The organism is Gimesia aquarii (genome assembly GCF_007748175.1).
GTDB lineage: Bacteria > Planctomycetota > Planctomycetia > Planctomycetales > Planctomycetaceae > Gimesia > Gimesia aquarii_A.
In genome coordinates, this window is the sequence record NZ_CP037422.1 from 578831 (window position 1) to 596689 (window position 17859).

The following is a 17859-nucleotide window of genomic DNA, read 5'->3' on the forward strand; positions in this document are numbered from 1 at the left end:
ATCAGATCTCAAACATACTTGTAAGTCTTGTCATTGATTTGTGATTACCTCGCTCCTGATCCCTGTGGCATTGAGCGTGGAGCTGGTTGTGGTGTGTGAGAAGGAGCTTCATGCGAAGAGCCAGAGCCACCTAAATCAGGACTAAACATCATTCTTCCAGCCGCCGGATCAGCATATGGTTCAGAATAGGTTTCCGGTGGTGAACCATAGGGATACACACATCCCACCACGCAACTTACGATAATCAGCAAAACACTCAAAACATAATACCACCATTTTTGATTCATGATCACATCCTTGTTTTTGTAATCGGAACTTCCTGCCGACTTTCAGAGTAATTCAAAACAGGGAGGGCTTCATACCTATCTACTCAGAGAGCGGCATTATCGATGTCTTCCAAAATCGAGTCTGTGAATCTGATTACAGAACGGACTCTTGAAGGCGAAAAACTTAAACACCGCAGAAAATGATTCAGAGGCAACTCTAATAGAATATGAAGTGTTAACTTGTTTGTTTGATTGCTCTTAAGGCATGAGAAACTGAAGTGGCAAGGCTCGATGGCAAGTTTGGACCGGGAGTGAGGTAACTACTGGGAATGAGATGATCGCGATTGTGGTGACCAAATTGGTGGGTTACATCGCCCACAGTCTGGTTTCCGGTTAGACTAAGATTTCAACTAAGACTATCCTTTGATCAATCGGAGCTCGAAATTCATGCTAAAAAGAATCTTCATTCGATCTAATCATCCCAGCTACTTGTCTCTATCAGGTCTGTTGTTACTGCTCACTTTTTTGTCTGTAACATGTTTTGCATTGTCATCAACTGGTTACGCTGGCGATGAGGCTATAATCCAGCACTCGTTTCTTGGTATGGGTAAAGCCAATAAGGCAGTCATTATTGGTGAGGACGGGAAAGTAGAATGGAAATTCAACATGCCCGCGAGTGACGGATGGGTTTTACCAAATGGCAATGTATTGCTGGCACTCTACGGGACAAAAGGATTTCCTAACGGCGGTGTTGTTGAAGTCGATCGCAAAACAAAGAAGATAGTTTTTCAGTACAAGGGTCGCCAAAAAGAGACGAGCACGGTACAACTCTTGCCAGACGGCACGTTTCTTATTGCGGAGTTGGGTCCAGAGCCGCGCGCTATTGTCATCAATCGTAAGGGAGATGTTCTCAAGACGACTCCCCTACAATGTCAAAGAAAAAACGCACATATGCAAACCCGGATGTTGCGTATGCTTCCGAATGGAAACTATATCGCGCCGCATTTACTAGACTTCGCCATCAAGGAATACAAACCGGAAACCGGTGAGGTGATTCAAGTCATCATGACAGACGAACGTGGTCGTGATAAACGAGACTGGCCCTTTACAGCGATCCGTTTGAAAAATGGAAACACGCTGATTGCCTGCACGAATGGGAATCGTATCATCGAGACAGATGCCGAAGGTAAAATCGTCTGGAGTGTAATAAATCAAGATCTGGGAGAGAAACTGTTCAACGACGCCTGTGGAGCCCAGAGATTACCGAATGGCAATACTGTAATCTCAAGCTATCGGGCCAAGGGAAATCAGGTAAAACTATTTGAAGTTACAAGAGACAAGAAAGTAGTCTGGCGTTACTCAGGCATGAATTCCGGCTTTCATCATTTCCAAATCTTGACAACGAACGGCAAGCCGTTCAAAGAAAACACTTGGAAATAAAGGCTGAGTGGTCATCTAAGACGTTACAGGACTTCCTCATAACATCAAAAAAATGCTCCGGTCATTTTTCAAAAATAAAAGATCCTTTTATTGCGATTTCATCAAAAAATGAGTGATATTAGCGATCCTATGACGCCTTAAGAGTGTGGACTGCCGAATCTAACGATACAGTGAAAAAGTCGGGTTGGTGGTCGATTCTGATGCAACAGGGCAAAGAAGATGACATCAGAAAGAATGCTTGATAGGACGGTGACTGGTTGGGAAGTGATTTCAATCGTGGCTACTGTGGCCGCCACCTTTGTGATAAGTGTCGTTGCCTTTTATGGCCGAACATGGTTTTGCGGATGGTTGGGATTCGCGGCTTCGATATTGTTAACTCTCGTGGGCCTGTTTACCGGCTTAGTGGCAATGTGGCGCTCGCGGTGTTGCTGGTTGTCGATGATAGCAGTAATTTCAAGCTTTTTTCCCATCGTACTGCTCTCCCTCTGGTGCATCTGGCCGACTCAACGATCATTTCTGCTTGCGGTAAGAAAGGGAGATATTGTTTCAGCTCGGTTCGCACTACAAACCGGCATGGATGTAGAAACGCTTCAACTCTGGGGAATGGGAGTGAAAATTCCCGGACATAGTCCATTGACGATGGCTGCGGAAAACGGTGATGAAGATATGGTGCGGCTACTTTTAGAATGGGGAGCTGATGTGAACAGGGCGAATGGACATGGTGACTACCCATTGTATTATGCTGCCTGGTCTGGTGACTTGCCAACAGCGCAATTATTGCTCCAGGAAGGAGCTGATCCGGTAGCCTTAAGTGGAGAGAGGAGTGCCTTACATATCGCCGCCATGATGGGACAACTCGAAGTGATTGATCTTCTCTTGGACGCTGGAGTGCCCATTGATTTAGCTGACAAACAGGGCATCACTCCCTTGGTGGCTGCTCGAATCAGTAAGAACAGCGCCGCCATTGGATACTTGCTCCAAAAAGGGGCACAAGACAATTCTCCTACTAACACACACTGATTCTTGCATTTATTATCGATTTTATGATTTACAAGACTAATTATGGGGATTTCAGAGGAAGTCGTATTTGTCTTCTTATGGAATCTGGTGCAAAAGAAAAACCTTGATGTAAGATGAATTACATCAAGGTTTTTAATAAGTGGCGGGGACAGGATTCGAACCTGCGACCTCGAGGTTATGAGCCTCGCGAGCTACCGGGCTGCTCCACCCCGCGCTATGGGTCCTGTCATCAGGACATAAGTAAATCATTAAGAGCAGAATGAGATGTCAGTAATAGTCGTTTCCGACATTACTTTAACGTTCAAAGGCCCTAAATATAGTAAAGGCATACCGTTACCATATCTTGTAATTATAGTGAGGATCGACCCTTTCGTCGAGTAACTTTCAGCAAAATCCCTGAATTCAATGGGAAGAACGCAGAATCGGCCCCTAACTTAGGAGTAATCATTCATATTCCCACTTTAGAAACCAGGGATCTTTGGTTTTTTTCTGCCACGTTTTAAGCTTTTCCTGCATTTGGATCAGCCTTTCCTGGTGTTCAGGTTCAAAGGCGAGATTTGTCGATTCAAAGGGATCAGCGACGACATCATAAAGTTCGTGTTTGGGACGATGGATATAGGAGTAAACGGTTCGTTGACCGAACATTTTGTCACCCCGTTTTAAAACGCCCTGCCAGGTAGGAGATCGATATAAATCGGACGCAAAAGGGTAAGGCAGTTCATGGGCAATGTTGAAAATGTATTTATATTTACCACTCAAAATCACCCGCATCGGATAATACATTGTGATTTCATGAAAGGTATGTGAAGCATAATTTTCGTCGAAATCAGGCGCGTGTTCTTTTCCAAGTGCGCTCAGAAACGAGCGTCCATGAAACTGGTAAGGAACAGGTTTTCCTTTTCCTTGAACTCGTTTGCCATTATTTTCAACAGTGCGAAGTCGGGGAACTGGTTTCGGTGTCACGTTGCAATAATCCAGAATTGTCGGTGTCAGGTCGGCCCAAGAGACCCTCGCATCAGTTGTAATTCCCTGCTTGGGCTGACTGGGATCGCGGACAATCAATGGTAAATTCATCCCGGGTTGATAAAGATTTGTCTTTGCGCCAGGAAACGGAGGACCATTATCGCTCAGGAACATGACGAGTGTGTCCTCCCAGTGTCCCGTTTCTTTTAACGTATTAATCAAAGAAACCACGCCCTGATCGAGCCGAGAAATTGCTTGATAGTATTCAGCCAGTTCCTCTTTGACTTCCTGATGGTTGGGTAGCCAGGGTGGCACTTGAATTTGTTCCGGTTTGTATTTTATGGGAGTCACGCCTGGGTAATGATCGGGGTCATTATTGAAATTGGAATAACCATCCGGGCCTCCTCCACGATGGGGATCGCTACTACAATAATAGAGAAAGAACGGTCGGTCGTCTTTTTCCATGATCCACTCTTTTGCATTGGCCGCCATGACTGCCGAGTTACGATTTCCCTGCACACCTTTATTACGGTATTCCTGAAATTCATAAACATATTTTGGAGCCAGGTGATATTTTCCAATGGAGCATGTTCGGTAACCAGCTTCCTCAAGTAGGATTGGCAGTGATTTGACGGTGGCATAAGTACTGAAGTGATTATAACCATGGGCATGACCGTAGTGTCCGGTGGCATGATTATATAAACCTGTCATGATCACCGAACGACTGGCGGAGCAACTGGCCGTTGTACAATGGGCGCGGGTAAACCGAGTTCCCGATGCGGCCAGCATATCGATACCCGGTGTTTTGATGACTTTGTTTCCATAACAACCAGCTTGAAAGCCCTGATCATCGACAACGATCACCAGGACATTTTTCTGCTTGGAAGCAGCAGATAATTGTTTCGCAGAGCAGAATAGCAAAAGGATACAAAGCATTCCGTAGAGATATCGTCTCATGGTGTGGCTTTCTCATTAGAACTAAAGGTGGGAATCGTAGGAATCATCAAATGTGTGGTTTAGAATTTATTCTAATCTCCTCGAAGAGCAATCGCAAATCGGCAATTGAGAAAGCGGGAGAGTTTAACCGAAAGGTTCGAAATCAATGAGGACTGGCTTGATGTGGAGAGAATTCCTTTCGATAATTAAGTAACTTCCGATAGGAAATGCGTTTCCTATTTGAGCCAGGAAATTGCTATGCAGGAAAATAACTATACTAATCTTGAATAAAGGCGATGACTATGACATCTTTGAAACGAGTGACAACGCTATTAACAATGATCATGACAATTTCAACTCTCAATTTAGCAGTAGCCGGTGAACAAAAACTGAATATGCCTCCCAAAGGGTATAAAGCGTTATTTAATGGTAAGGACTTATCTGGGTGGAAGGGTTTGGTGGGCAGCCCCAAGACACGTGCTAAAATGAGTCCTGAAGAGTTAGCTGAGGCACAAAAGAAGGCGGATCAAAGCATGCGGGAACACTGGAAAGTGGTTGATGGCGTGCTTGTCTTTGATGGAAAAGGCCAGAGCCTGTGTACTGATAAAGACTACAAAAACTTTGAAATGCTGGTAGACTGGAAAATCAAAAAAGATGGGGACAGTGGAATTTATCTACGCGGTTCACCCCAGGTTCAGATATGGGATCCTGCAACGAAAGCTGCTAAAGGTGTTGGTTCAGGCGGGCTATACAACAATAAAAAAAATCCCAGTAAACCTTTAGTGACTGCTGATAATCCAGTGGGAGAATGGAACACGTTCTACATTAAAATGGTTGGTGACAAAGTGACTGTCAAATTAAATGGTAAGTTGGTTACGGACACAGTTTTGGAAAATTATTGGGAACGCGATAAACCCATTTACGAGACAGGACAGATTGAATTACAAAATCATGGTAATACACTCTATTTCCGAAACGTATTTATTAAGGAACTTGATTAGTTAAAATCAGATTAAGTCAACTGAAATGAAAGCGTAGAGAGATCGCTCTCTGCGCTTTCACTTTTGTAATCACAAATTTTTTAGTGAAACACAACGAAATGCTATCAAAAAATGCTCCTCTTTCTGACCCGACAGCGCTGGCACGATTTGGCAAATTGGATGTCGTCACGCGGCTGGTTGTAGAAGGTTTCATGATGGGGCAGCACAAAAGCCCTTTTAAAGGGGCGAGCGTGGAATTTGTGGAACATCGTCAGTATTACCCTGGCGACGAAATTAGGCATATCGACTGGCGCGCATACGGAAAAACGGGAAAGTATTACGTTAAAGAGTTCGAAGATGAGACAAATTTGCGATGTTATTTATTACTCGATTGTTCGGGGAGTATGGCTTATTCGGGTAAGACCTTAAGTAAATTTGAATATGCGCGTCAACTCGCGGCGGCCTTTGGATATTTATTACTAGGTCAGCGAGATGCCACTGGGTTAATTACGTTTGATACGGGACAACGTGATTTCATTGAGCCTTCAGCAAACCCCAAAAACTTTGGCCAAATGCTGGAAATCCTGGAGCAGTCAAAGCCTGGTAAAGAAACTGGGATTTCAGCTGCTTTAAATCAGGTTCTTCCATTAATCAAACGCAGAAGTTTAGTGGTTTTGATTTCCGATTGTTTTGATGAGCCTGAGGCACTCACAACCACTTTAAAGCAATTGCGACATGCTCGTCATGAAGTGCTCTTATTTCAAGTTGTGGCACCTGAAGAAGAAGATTTTCCCTTCAGTAAACCGACGCAATTTCGTAGTTTAGAACAAGCAGGTCATCGTCAATTGGTAGATCCTCACCAGTTACGTGCACGTTATCTAGAACAGTATCAGGAGTTTTGCGAGACTTTGTCACGACAATGCGGATCTGTGAATGTAGATTACCTCAAATTCCGAACGACTGACCCTTATCACTTAGCATTAGGTGCCTTTCTCAATCAACGAACCCGACCTGGAAGAAAGTGATTGCTTAAAGTCATGTCAGGTGAAAAAATTCCCATTAATCGACTTTTGGTTGGAGTGATTGCGGCTATTTGCTTGATTGTGGCTGGTATTTTGGAGTGGCAGATCACCGTTGAACAGTTTGCTCAGAAAGAGGCAGCTACTGGCGCCTTTATGCGTGTAGGGTTACTCATGTTTGCGTTTTGGTTTGCATTACCATCCAAAAAACGTGATGCTGCCTGGGCGAACGTGTCTCCCTGGATTTTTGTGGGGCTGATTCTGGCAATTGTGGGAGTTGCCCTCAGACCTAAAATAGCCGTTCCCTTGATCGTTGTGTTAAGCATCATTGGTTTTGTGTTGCGGCCTCGTAATAAGAAACGCGCACCAAGAAGATAGCCAACGGATCAGAGAAAGCAGGTGTCCCTCTAGTTGTCTTAAGAGACGAAAGTGGTGTGCCTACATCGGACTTTGAGCACGGTTCACTGGTTGAACACGAAGGTTGTCTGGTAATTTACGTGGAGCTTTGGCATTACTTCGTGAAAGTACGTTAATGGGCTGGGGTGATTGAAGTGGATTGGCTTTAGTCGGTTTTCGCCGTTGCTGCCCATCAATATAGACACGGGCTGCCACCTTGAGTAATTGGGGACGTCGAACGGGAAGAACTCCTTCGAGCCGGTTTGCCATTCGTTCTACCCAGCCGGGTTGTCGTTCCATTGCGAGCGACATCATGTGCATAAAGATTGAAATTTCTTTAAAATTTCGGTCAAGAATCACATTGCTGACGGGGGCCAGAATCTTTGCCGCCACTTCTACCGTCTGCGAAGGAAATGAAACATACATTGAGGCTTGATGCGAAACTGAAGTTTTGGTTTTACCGTTACCAGGTTGATACTCAGTTTCCAAATAAAGCAGTGCTTTGGCGGCAATCGGTTTTGCTAACAGCGGGCTTTTATAGACACCGGAGCAAAGCACCATTGTTTCGGTAGGGGTTTGATGTATGACTTCCAAAGTTCCAATCGTTCCATCACCTGCGTCAATTTCGTAGGATGTGGGACCTGTTTGCCACATTTGAAAATCGGATATTTTCATATCTCTCCAAATACTCACAACCACATCAGGATGAGCAATAAAGAAGGCATATGCTGAATGATTTACATCAAATTGAATTTTTGGCAAAATGCGAAACATGCTGATGTCTTTGAGAACATACTCGGCATTGATTCGATTGGCAGGTGTGAGCTTATCCAATGGAAGCTGTGAACGGGCTGATCTTCTCGCAAAACGAGTGGAAGAGCCTTTACTAAGCAAGGAAATAAGATCTTCTTCATTCGGAACATTGTGACTCGGATGGGCTGGTTTTTGTTCCTGTTGAAATTTTGTCAGCTGCCGGTCAGTGTCTTTTAAAAGATACTGACTGGCAGCCGACTTCGTCAGGGCCGGGCTCTGGCCGTCGCGGTCTTCTGAATTCAATTCTTGTGCTGATGAGATTGAGACAGGGATGGAACTTATCACACTAATGAGCAGGATCGTCAGTCGCTGAACCACTTGTGTCATCTCCATTTTAAACATATTTAAACCTGTTTCTTTCCACTATCAACAGATGTTGCTTAGGTCATGCGCCTGTTCTGAACGGGTAATTTTCTAACTCGACGGCTCACTGGTTGAGGGGACTAAATGGGGCCCCGCCTCGGGAACCGGCTCTGTTGGAGTTTCACCTGGAGATGGATCAGGTGGCACATACATTGAAGAATCAGGAAGAGGAGTTAACTCACCAGGAGTTTCACTCTCGTTATATTGGTAGTTGTTGTAGTCCGTAACTGGTTCTGGGCTTATATAATGTGGGCGGCAATCACTACAGCACTTACACCACCAACGATTAAACCGAGAAGAACACCAGTCAGGTTTACCAATGCGCGTGAGGTCCCATGTAGGACGATAGAAACGGTCTGCATAGATTTGTGTGTCGCTCACATCATCGATCAGGTTATAGTAGAGATTGCTGGCTTTAAAGCACTGGCAGCCTGAGCCTACTATTGTTAGCTGAGTCAAGACTATACACACAAAAGCTGCGCGCATCCGCAGATTCCTCCCCCTTTTGAATGTGACATTCCTTTGTCACAGTAGTTTCTATGATGGCATGCATCACAGATTGTACAATCGCCTGTACCTAAGGATGATCGGCAATCTTACGAGAGAAACTTTATCGATTATTCTGAATGACGGGGTTATCGAAGACTTACGGGATTTACTGCTTTCTGTTATCAAAAAAATCCAGAAATCCTTTATTTCATCGAGGGTTATGTTGTTGTCAATGATTGCTTACTTTCGCAAAAAATACTTGGGATACGAACTACCATTGTGGTTTCGATCCAGGTACTGGATATTAGATAATATTTGATTATCACTCCGAAATTATTAAGAAAGGTTCCGTCAATGTGCTGTGAAAACAAACATCTGAGCGGGATATTTTTCATTTTGATTACTCTTTTTACAGAAAATGTATTCGCAGACGATTCGCTAAGAGGAAAGCCGTGGGTTTATCATGCGATTGATCAGTCTTCCCGAGGCGCAGATGGAGTCAAACTGACGGATGCAGACCAAGATGGTTTGCCAGATATCGCCACCGGTTGGGAAGAAGGAAACCTGACCCGAATTTATCGCAACCCAGGCCCGGCGAAAGTGAAAGAGCTCTGGCCTAAAATTACTGTGGGAAAAACTCCTCAGGTTGAAGATGCTGCCTGGATTGACCTGGATCATGATGGCCGACAAGAAGTCATTAGCTGCTGTGAGGGCAAAAGTCAGACAATTTTTGTGCACTGGGCCTCGAATAATCAACCATTTAAAAAACCATGGCAGCAAGAAGTATTACCTGCTTCAAGGAAAAAAATGATGTGGATGTTTGCGACCTCTGCACAAATAGATAATAAGCCGGGGTTAGAATTGGTTGCCGCTGGTAAAGGGAAGGGGGCACAAATTGGCTGGTATCAGGCAGGCAAAAACCCGCGCGATCTCTCGGGTTATCACTGGAGACCATTATCACCTGCGGGATGGATTATGTCATTCATTGTACTCGACATGGATGGTGATGGTGATGTAGATCTTTTAACAACTGATCGAAAAGGAAAGATGAGAGGCTGTCGCTGGCTGGAGAATCCCGGAGTTCTGAATGTATCAAAATCTTCCAAATGGAAGAATCATTGGGTGGGTGGTAAAGATCGGGAAGTGATGTTCGCTCACGTTGCTGATCTTGATCAAGATGGGTGGAAGGATATTCTGGTAGTGACACGTATTCCCGATGAATTACTTTGGTTTCGTCGGCTGGATCAGAGTGGTCGCAAGTGGAAAAAAATAGCCTTTCCTTTTCCCGTAAATACAGGGCATGGAAAAGCCGTTACAGTAGGTGATATCAATCTTGATGGACAGCCAGATGTCGTCATCAGTTGTGGAAAGGCAGATCCACCAAAATCCGGCATGTTCTGGATGAGTTATTCTAAAAGTGGTACAGGTCTTAAATGGACGACTCACGAAATCAGCGGGCCGCGAGGTATCAAATATGATCGAATTGAATTACTTGATCTCGACGAAGATGGTGATTTGGATGTGATTTCCTGTGAGGAACGGGATCAGAAGAAAGGCCTGGGAGTTTTCTGGTATGAGAATCCCACCAAATAAATGAAATACTGATTTGTTAAAAGAACAACACTTCCCTTTGAATGGTTTCGATTAATCGTCTGAACCAGACATATCCTAAAGAACGCTTTCCACAGTCGATTTGTGGGAGAACCGAAGCACCTGGCCTCAAGCCCGTAATTGATTCATGATCCAGTTCTACTGTAACTTGTACTGTTGGAATTCCTTCTTCGTTCGTTTCAGCTGTCGCTGCGATTTTTTCTATAGTTCCTTGATAGGTTTGGCCTGGATCGGTTAACAGCAGAAACGAAACGGGGAGAGGGTTCTGATTTTGTTGATGGGCTTCGAGCACGTGACCGATTTCCGAATCGAGCACTTGCATTTTTAAAACCCAAGGGCCTTTCAGATCAGCAACCGTTAATAGTCTTTGCCCACGTTGCACTGGTCGTGCCAGTAATTTTTCTTGTAAATCCCAGGTCAATACCTCACCGCTAATCGGACTTTTTAGTTTTAGTGCTTCTTGTTGATTTTTAAGTAAGACGAGTTGTTCTTTCAAGCTTTTGAGACGTTCATTCAATTCTTCTTGTTCTGCAGTCAGGCGATTTGCTTTTTGTAATGCATTAAGATCAGTGGGATTCAAATCTAATCTTGCTGCCTGAATTACTGCTAATCGCTTTTGTGTTGTTTGAATCTCACCTCTCACACGACTGAATTCCAATTCTAAATCAGAATCTCTTAAAATAATCAGAGTGTCACCTGCTAGAATTTGTTCTCCCTGATGAACGAGTATTTCATCAACGGTTCCATCTGCGGTAGCAAAAATATTTTGCTGGTCAACAGGTTGGAGTGTTCCGGAACCTTCAATCATAAAGTCCGCGGGAGTCAAAATCAAAACGGCGCATATTAGTGTGAGAATAACCATACCGGTAATGGCATTCCGCCATGTCATATTTTTCTTGCGAATCGGTGAATACGACCAGTGTTTCAAGACAGTAAAAAAAGGAAAGCTTTCATGCTGTAATGCATTATATAAAGCAGTCCCCCCATGACGTGAAACGGCTAGTGCACGATTGAGCAATGTATTGTCGGATTCGAGATCATGAAATTGCTCTACTACGATCGCACCCAGGACAAGTTGCTCTGAAGTGGAATGTTGCACCTGGCTGGATTCTGTCGCATCGTTTTTCTGTTCTTCGATAATATGTTTCAGTGGAATGATCATTAATGATCGTGATGATGCCAGATCGAGATAGGCATGTAAAGATTCTGTAATCTGGGGAGGATATTTTTGTCCTCCTTCCATGATCCAGTAATCCCGGTTTGTGGATTGAATACAACCCACCAAGCTTTCCAAACGTTGAACAGACTCTGATCGCCGTTCAATTATATCCACGCCACTTGCCGCAATCAGGTTGTATTCTTTACCGGTTCGTTGCAGAACAGAGAGTCGATCACAGTTAATTAACGTTCTTCCTTCATTGGCGATGATATATGCGGTTTGTTGAGAATTTAAATGTACGTGGACGTGTTCTGAGAAACGTTCAAACTGATCCCAGAGAGTTTCCATTTCTTGAAGTCGTTGCAATTGCTGATGCTGGCAGTAATCCTCGGAAAGCTCACATAAGGCACTGATGAATCTCAGAAAACCATCTTGTGCTGTGTATGATTTCGGAGGATGATGAACAATTTCCAAAATCCCAGTCTGCCTAGCAGGATGATTCTCAACCGCGACGGGGCACAGGATAAGATTTTCATCAGTGGGATTCGTTCCCTGATGTTGCTCTGATAGTCTCGAGTGGGGTCCAATTGTTACAGGTTGGTTCCCCTGTAATACTTCACTCAGTAGAAGCCGGTGTAGCTCAATCGACTGTTGGCTTAATGGTTTGCCCGGATTTGATTCAGGGTTTAATCCGAGGCAGCTTTGGAGTTCTAGAGAGCCTGTAGAATCAGGAATCCAGATGAGACCACCCGAAGCAGACATGCCGCGCATGGCGCGATCCAGCAGTTCCGAGTAAAATTTTTGACTCGAAATCCCTGTTCTGGAGAGTTGAGCCAGCCCGAGAACGAGCGCTTCAATCTCCTGCCAGATGTCTTCTATCGAAGAGGATTCATCAGTCGTCATGCGATTCGAATAAATGAAGGTTCGGCGTGTGTTTGGCAGCCAGTCGCTTGGCAAACTTTTAAAGTTCTTACATAGCTGCCGTTAATACTATCACAGTTGCGGGCGATGTACTCTGATTGACCCCTGAAAAGAGAAGAGGCTTATCAAAGAAATTCATGTATAGTTTTTATTTCTGTGTAAATTTCCTACTTGACCCAGTATTGCAAGATTGAGTGCCTATTCGTGGTGTATTTTGGGAGAAAAGCAATGAATAAGTGGTTTGTGGTTGTTTGGGGGAATATTCTGATTGTCCGATTATGCGGAATGTTATGAATGTATCGAAAATTTGCTTTGGGGGGACGTGGTCTAATGCCGATGAGTTGAGAGAGTGTATAGCTTTTTAATTAATGGTCCAATTTGACCAAGGTTAATCAATGAACTGTTTAATGGCCCGGATTGTGCTTATGTTAGCAGCAATTGTAATGCTGGGCCCAGGATGTAGCCGTTTCCTGGAGACTTCTCTACAAGAAGAATTTGTAGAAAGCGAGGAACTCTACCAACAAGCACTTACTCAAATCGAATATCCTAATGTAGATGAAATCGAAGAAAGTGACACTTTTGGTACACAGGCACCAGCCAGACTTTCCAGTTCAACAACGCCAGATTATTGGGAACTCTCTTTGGAGGAAGTAGTGCGTTTGGCATTACAGAATTCCAAAGTCTTAGGTGATGTTGGTGGAGTTGCTTTAAATACACCAGCAGCCGTTCATACAAAATATGATGCTGCGATTGTAGAGTCTGACCCTCGTTATGGAGTAGAGGGTGCTCTCAGCGCTTATGATACAACGCTTTCGGCAAGTACGTTCTTTGAAAAGAACGATAAAGCGCTCAACAACGTCTTCTTCGGTGGTGGAACTCGTCTTTTAAGACAAGATGCGATGGTCATTCAAGCTCAGTTGACAAAGCGAGCCATGACCGGAACGGAATTTACCCTACGAGATTATATTGATTACGATGCAAACAACTCTCCCGGTAACCAATTTCCACACGCTTATCAGAACAACATTGAAATGGAATTTCGTCACCCATTGTTACGAGGGGGGGGAGTTGACTTCAATCAGCTGGCAGGTCCCAGTAACACACCGGGTGTTGTAAATGGTGTGATCATTGCCCGAATTAATACGGATATCAGTCTGGGTGAATTTGAAATATCAGTTCGAGATCTTGTCAGCGATGTCGAGAATGCCTATTGGGATCTCTATTTTGGTTATCGAGATCTCGATGCAAAAATTATGGCTCGTGATTCTGCTTTAGAAACATGGCGAAGAGTTCATGCTTTGTATGTTAATGGTCGACGAGGTGGAGAAGCGGAAAAAGAAGCTCAGGCGCGCGAACAGTATTACCGTTATCAGGCTGAAGTTGAAAATGCGTTAAGTGGTCGGTTATTGAATGGAACACATACTAATAATGGTAGTCAGGGTGGAAGTTTTCAAAGCAATCACGGTGTGTATGTTGCAGAGCGTCGATTGCGTATGTTAATGGGAATTTCTATTAATGATGGTCGTTTAATCCGACCTGCAGATGAGCCTTCTCTGGCCCGCGTCGAGTTTGACTGGGAAGAAACCTTAATTGAATCTCTGGAACGTCGTCCAGAGATCCGTCGACAACGATGGCAGATCAAAAAACGAGAGCTCGAACTGGAAGCAAACAAAAATTTCTTGAAACCCGAATTAGATCTGATTGGACGTTATCGTTGGCGTGGCTTCGGACGTAACTTTCTGGAAGAGGGAACACAAACCGGGCGATTCGAGGGAGCACTTAATAATCTGTTCGATGGCGATTTTCAGGAATGGCAGTTAGGACTTGAACTCTCTGTGCCTTTGGGAAAAAGACAAGCGCATGCAGCGATGCGGTTTGCAGAATTACAGTTAGCACGTGATCGAGCAATTCTGCATGAGCAGGAACGAGCGATCGTACAAAGTTTAAGTAATGCTATTGCAGATGTAGATCGTGCGTATGCCGTTTTGCAAACTAACTTCAACCGTCGACATGCTGCCAGACAGGAAGTAGCTGCAATGCAGGCTGCTTATGATTCTGATAATGCGACTCTGGACTTACTGTTAGAGTCACAACGCCGTCAGGCAGAAGCGGATGGAAGCTACTACCGCTCGTTGGTGGAATACTCTCTGGCGATCAAAAACGTTCAGTTTGAAAAAGGATCATTGCTCTCTTACAACAACATTTATCTCTCAGAAGGGGGCTGGCCTGAAAAAGCTTACATGGACGCCGCAGAGCGGGAACGTTTACGTGGTCGTGTAAGAACAATTGTTGATGCTCCTGCTTATACCGGAAATCTAAGTCAAGGAATTTATCCTCAATTATTAGTACCTGGTGAAGTACCTGAAGAGAATCTGCAACCTGCTCCTGAACCGGTTCCTGAGAAGTTTATCCCACCAGAGCCTGGAACGACGGGTGAAGCCGCCGCCCCTCCTGTTGAAGGCGACATTCAATCGATCGAGTTCAGAGAAGAATTTGATGCGAATCATCAAATTCAAAATTTGGAATCGGTCCAGGCAGACAATCAAACTTCACTGCAAACAGATGTGGTCCAAAGCGCCCCTCCTGGACTAAAAGATGAGTTTCAGTCGAATCCCAATCCTGGCATTCTTGGTATGAAAGATTCCGATTCACAAATCGCTCCAGAAAAAATTGGTCAATCAGAGATCAACTTTCGCCCGATGGACTTACAGGGAGAAGCTCCCACATTACGGTCTGCTCGTCAGAATCAGACACCAGAATTTCCCTCCAGAGGGAGCTCAGGTGAAAATGACCCATTCAAAAATTACCGGGATTCTGGACCTCGTTGGAAACCTGTTCCACTTCCGGAAGTGAAAAGACGAAATTTAAGTGATTTTTCTGGTGAGGTACAAAGATTTCCCTTAAAAAGCACCAGCTGGCAATCCTTAAATCAGCGAACGGATTCAGGTTCCGAAATCGATATGGAAGCTCCTTAAAACGGGGATTTTTTTGGCAAACATCAGAATTTCGCCAAAAATAGTGAATCTGCGTTACTTGTCTCTCTTTCAGGATTGAGATAACTTAAGATATAATAATCTAGTTGAGCCAGAAGATCTTCCCAGATTCTGGTCTGTGGTAATTAGCATCTCAAAGGAGATGTTCTTTTTTTCATAGAGACTATAATTAAGCAAGTGTGTTTTGCTGGGAGTTCTCATTTCCTGTTGAGCAAAACATAAAACCCTTTTTTTACATAACAAGGAGAAATAAGCAATCGAAACAACGCAGAGACTTAATGACCAGATACGGATTAGTCCGGTGAGGGTCGTTGATCAAGACGGGGAACAATTAGGAGTGATTCCCACAGCAGATGCTTTAAAGTTGGCGATGGATGCAAATCTCGATCTGGTTGAAGTCGCCTCTGATGCAAAACCCCCAGTCTGTCGAATTATGGACTATGGGAAGCTGAAGTATGAGCGTAAAAAAAAGACTAGCAAAAACACGAAACAACATCATGTACAACTCAAAGAAATTCGGATGCGTCCCAAAATTGGAAAGCATGACATCGAATTTAAGCTGAAGAGTGCCCGAAAATTTCTGGAACAGAAGGACAAGGTCAAGTTTAATATCATGTTTCGTGGTCGCGAAAATGCACATCACGAACTAGGGCGAACGATCTTAGGGGAAATTCAGGAGCAACTTTCTGATTTGTCTAAAGTCGAACAATCTCCCGCGATGGCCAGCGGAAGAAATATGATCATGGTCCTTGCTCCCAAATAATCGATACCTGTGTAACAGCGATTCGAAAACCAGGGGCCAGTTGCAAAAAATAAATATGGATGGGCAGTACTCTCTGTATGCGCTATTAACCGGGTTCGGTTATTTTTTAGGTCAACAAAACAGGTTGGAGCTGCCAGACAGCTTAAACTATTATTGGCAGCTTTTCTTATAAATTGACCCAACTTCCAAGGCGATTGCTTTCTACAACTGCTTCGATGACTTTCATATTGGAAACAGCATCTTCGAGTGGAGTCGGAATAGACGTGTTATTGAGGACTGCCTGGGAAAATAAGTCTCCCTGAATTGTGTATTGGTTGCAAACTTCCAATTCAATTTCATTGATTTCAGTACCAGTTTGCAGCCAGACTTTACATGGTCGATCGATGGGGGCATTAAAGGGAATTTCTATTTCCACTCTTCCCTCTGTACCATGAATGTGTACGCGCTGGTAAGGGTTAAGTTGCGTAGAACATGTGAATGTCGAACTGCCATTAGGGAATTCCAAGGTTGCAGAAGTCAATCGATCTATGTTGAGTGTGGAGTCATATTCAGCAATTCCAAAGGCGCGGTTGGGTTCCTCATCAAAGATGAATCGCGAAAGGGAAATCGGATAGCAGCCAATATCCATCAAGCCCCCTCCACCAAGCTCAGATTGATTACGAATGTTTTGAGGGTCATCATTAAAGTAAGAGAAAAACGATTGAATGGTACGCAGCGTGCCAATTTTTCCTTCCTGCACTATCTTTTGTACCAATTGCCACTGAGGGTGATGGCGGTACATAAAAGCTTCCATCACTTTCAATTCAGAATGTTTCTGGGCACAGTCAAGTAGTGTTTGACCTTCTTCGGATGATAACCCGATCGGTTTTTCACAGAGTACATGTTTACCTGCCTGGATGGCCTTGATTGACCAGGGAACATGCATGTGATTGGGCAGGGGATTATAGATCACGTCAATGTCGGGATCTTCCAGGAGTTCTTCATAAGATCCATAAGCACGCGCAATCCCTAATTGAGAGGCGACTTGTTTTGCTTGCGCCAAATTTCGTGACGCAATTGCAGTTACTTCACTGAAGTTCCCTTTTTGCATTGCGGGAATGACTTGTAATGTGCCAATTTTTGCAGTGCTCAGAATACCCCAGCGGATTTTATCGCTCATGTGATGCCTGTAATGATTGATTGACGTTTGAAGAAAGAAAGAGAAATTTCAGAATCAGCCCGGTGATTAGGTTGGTAGTAGGGTATAAGTAGCTATTTCGTTTAGCAAGGCTCTCATGTCAGATTGCTTTTCACGATCCTGTGAGTGAATGATAATCCATGCCTATCGTCGGTGCAGGATGAAAGCTTCTTCGATTCCTTGAAACATATTTTGCGATAGTTGAGGTGGGGTGATATTGCCTGAAGGTTCAATATGATTTAGCTCTTAACTTTGGGAGGAATTAGTTTTCACTTTTTTCTCTTGCCACTTTTCTATGGAACCACTTTCATCAATAATTTTGCCGGCGTAGGCATCACCAGAACAAATTACAGGACTGAATGTATTAAGACTATGGGGCTACAGAGGGGGCAAAGTAATATTCCCAGAAACTGTGACAAAATTGAGGTCACTCAGCTCATTCACATATATTGAATTTGGGAATGCTTGACTCGAACATGGCAGTAATCAAGTCATTTCCAGTGCTTTCGATATTACTCTGTTAGTGGCTGCCGGGATTCATGTGCGTCAA

Annotated in this window: 14 protein-coding genes and 1 tRNA gene; 8 read left to right on the top strand and 7 right to left on the bottom strand. The window is 44.0% G+C overall.

Features of this window, described 5'->3' with window-relative positions:
* Positions 1–44: 44 nt before the first annotated feature.
* Positions 45–287: a hypothetical protein gene (locus V202x_RS02440; protein ID WP_145170873.1), complete on the bottom strand. Its 243-nt coding sequence runs from the start codon at positions 285–287 to the stop codon at positions 45–47.
* Positions 288–713: 426 nt separating this feature from the next.
* On the opposite strand from V202x_RS02440, the gene V202x_RS02445 reads away from it, so the two are divergent.
* Together V202x_RS02445 and V202x_RS02450 are read left to right on the top strand one after the other, a co-directional pair.
* Complete coding sequence (locus V202x_RS02445; protein ID WP_145170875.1) at positions 714–1706, top strand: hypothetical protein; 993 nt, start codon at positions 714–716, stop codon at positions 1704–1706.
* 219 nt (positions 1707–1925) lie between these two features.
* Positions 1926–2726 carry an ankyrin repeat domain-containing protein gene (locus tag V202x_RS02450; RefSeq protein ID WP_145170877.1) on the top strand — a complete coding sequence of 267 codons (801 nt, stop codon included), beginning with the start codon at positions 1926–1928 and terminating at the stop codon, positions 2724–2726.
* A 140-nt stretch (positions 2727–2866) separates the two neighbouring features.
* Here the strand turns inward: V202x_RS02450 and V202x_RS02455 are convergent.
* Positions 2867–2940: transfer RNA gene (locus V202x_RS02455), tRNA-Met, on the bottom strand.
* 230 nt (positions 2941–3170) lie between these two features.
* Complete coding sequence (locus V202x_RS02460; RefSeq protein WP_145170879.1) at positions 3171–4646, bottom strand: sulfatase; 1476 nt, start codon at positions 4644–4646, stop codon at positions 3171–3173.
* A gap of 281 nt (positions 4647–4927) precedes the next feature.
* On the opposite strand from V202x_RS02460, the gene V202x_RS02465 reads away from it, so the two are divergent.
* From V202x_RS02465 to V202x_RS02475, 3 genes are all read left to right on the top strand, one after another.
* The gene (locus tag V202x_RS02465) at positions 4928–5626 is read left to right on the top strand and encodes a DUF1080 domain-containing protein (protein WP_232098790.1); all 699 of its coding nucleotides are present in this window, start codon (positions 4928–4930) and stop codon (positions 5624–5626) included.
* Between the two features lie 98 nt (positions 5627–5724).
* On the top strand, positions 5725–6630 hold the full coding sequence (locus tag V202x_RS02470) for a DUF58 domain-containing protein (protein ID WP_145170883.1): 906 nt from the start codon (positions 5725–5727) through the stop codon (positions 6628–6630).
* A gap of 12 nt (positions 6631–6642) precedes the next feature.
* A complete protein-coding gene (locus V202x_RS02475; RefSeq protein ID WP_145170885.1) occupies positions 6643–7002 on the top strand; it encodes a hypothetical protein in 360 nt (119 codons plus the stop codon).
* Between the two features lie 60 nt (positions 7003–7062).
* On the opposite strand, the gene V202x_RS02480 is transcribed toward V202x_RS02475, so the two are convergent.
* Both V202x_RS02480 and V202x_RS02485 read right to left on the bottom strand, forming a co-directional pair.
* A complete protein-coding gene (locus tag V202x_RS02480; RefSeq protein ID WP_145170887.1) occupies positions 7063–8151 on the bottom strand; it encodes a hypothetical protein in 1089 nt (362 codons plus the stop codon).
* 96 nt (positions 8152–8247) lie between these two features.
* Positions 8248–8682 carry a hypothetical protein gene (locus tag V202x_RS02485; protein WP_145170889.1) on the bottom strand — a complete coding sequence of 145 codons (435 nt, stop codon included), beginning with the start codon at positions 8680–8682 and terminating at the stop codon, positions 8248–8250.
* Between the two features lie 399 nt (positions 8683–9081).
* On the opposite strand from V202x_RS02485, the gene V202x_RS02490 reads away from it, so the two are divergent.
* Positions 9082–10278, top strand: coding sequence for an FG-GAP repeat domain-containing protein (locus V202x_RS02490; RefSeq protein ID WP_197993182.1), 1197 nt, complete (start codon positions 9082–9084; stop codon positions 10276–10278).
* Positions 10279–10294: 16 nt separating this feature from the next.
* Here the strand turns inward: V202x_RS02490 and V202x_RS02495 are convergent, their stop codons facing one another.
* The gene (locus V202x_RS02495) at positions 10295–12412 is read right to left on the bottom strand and encodes an efflux RND transporter periplasmic adaptor subunit (RefSeq protein WP_145170893.1); all 2118 of its coding nucleotides are present in this window, start codon (positions 12410–12412) and stop codon (positions 10295–10297) included.
* A gap of 359 nt (positions 12413–12771) precedes the next feature.
* On the opposite strand from V202x_RS02495, the gene V202x_RS02500 reads away from it, so the two are divergent.
* Complete coding sequence (locus tag V202x_RS02500; RefSeq protein WP_232098793.1) at positions 12772–15351, top strand: TolC family protein; 2580 nt, start codon at positions 12772–12774, stop codon at positions 15349–15351.
* 274 nt (positions 15352–15625) lie between these two features.
* A complete protein-coding gene (infC, locus tag V202x_RS02505) occupies positions 15626–16132 on the top strand; it encodes a translation initiation factor IF-3 (RefSeq protein ID WP_144990642.1) in 507 nt (168 codons plus the stop codon).
* A gap of 166 nt (positions 16133–16298) precedes the next feature.
* On the opposite strand, the gene V202x_RS02510 is transcribed toward infC, so the two are convergent.
* On the bottom strand, positions 16299–17291 hold the full coding sequence (locus V202x_RS02510) for a Gfo/Idh/MocA family protein (RefSeq protein WP_145170896.1): 993 nt from the start codon (positions 17289–17291) through the stop codon (positions 16299–16301).
* Between the last annotated feature and the right edge of the window lie 568 nt (positions 17292–17859).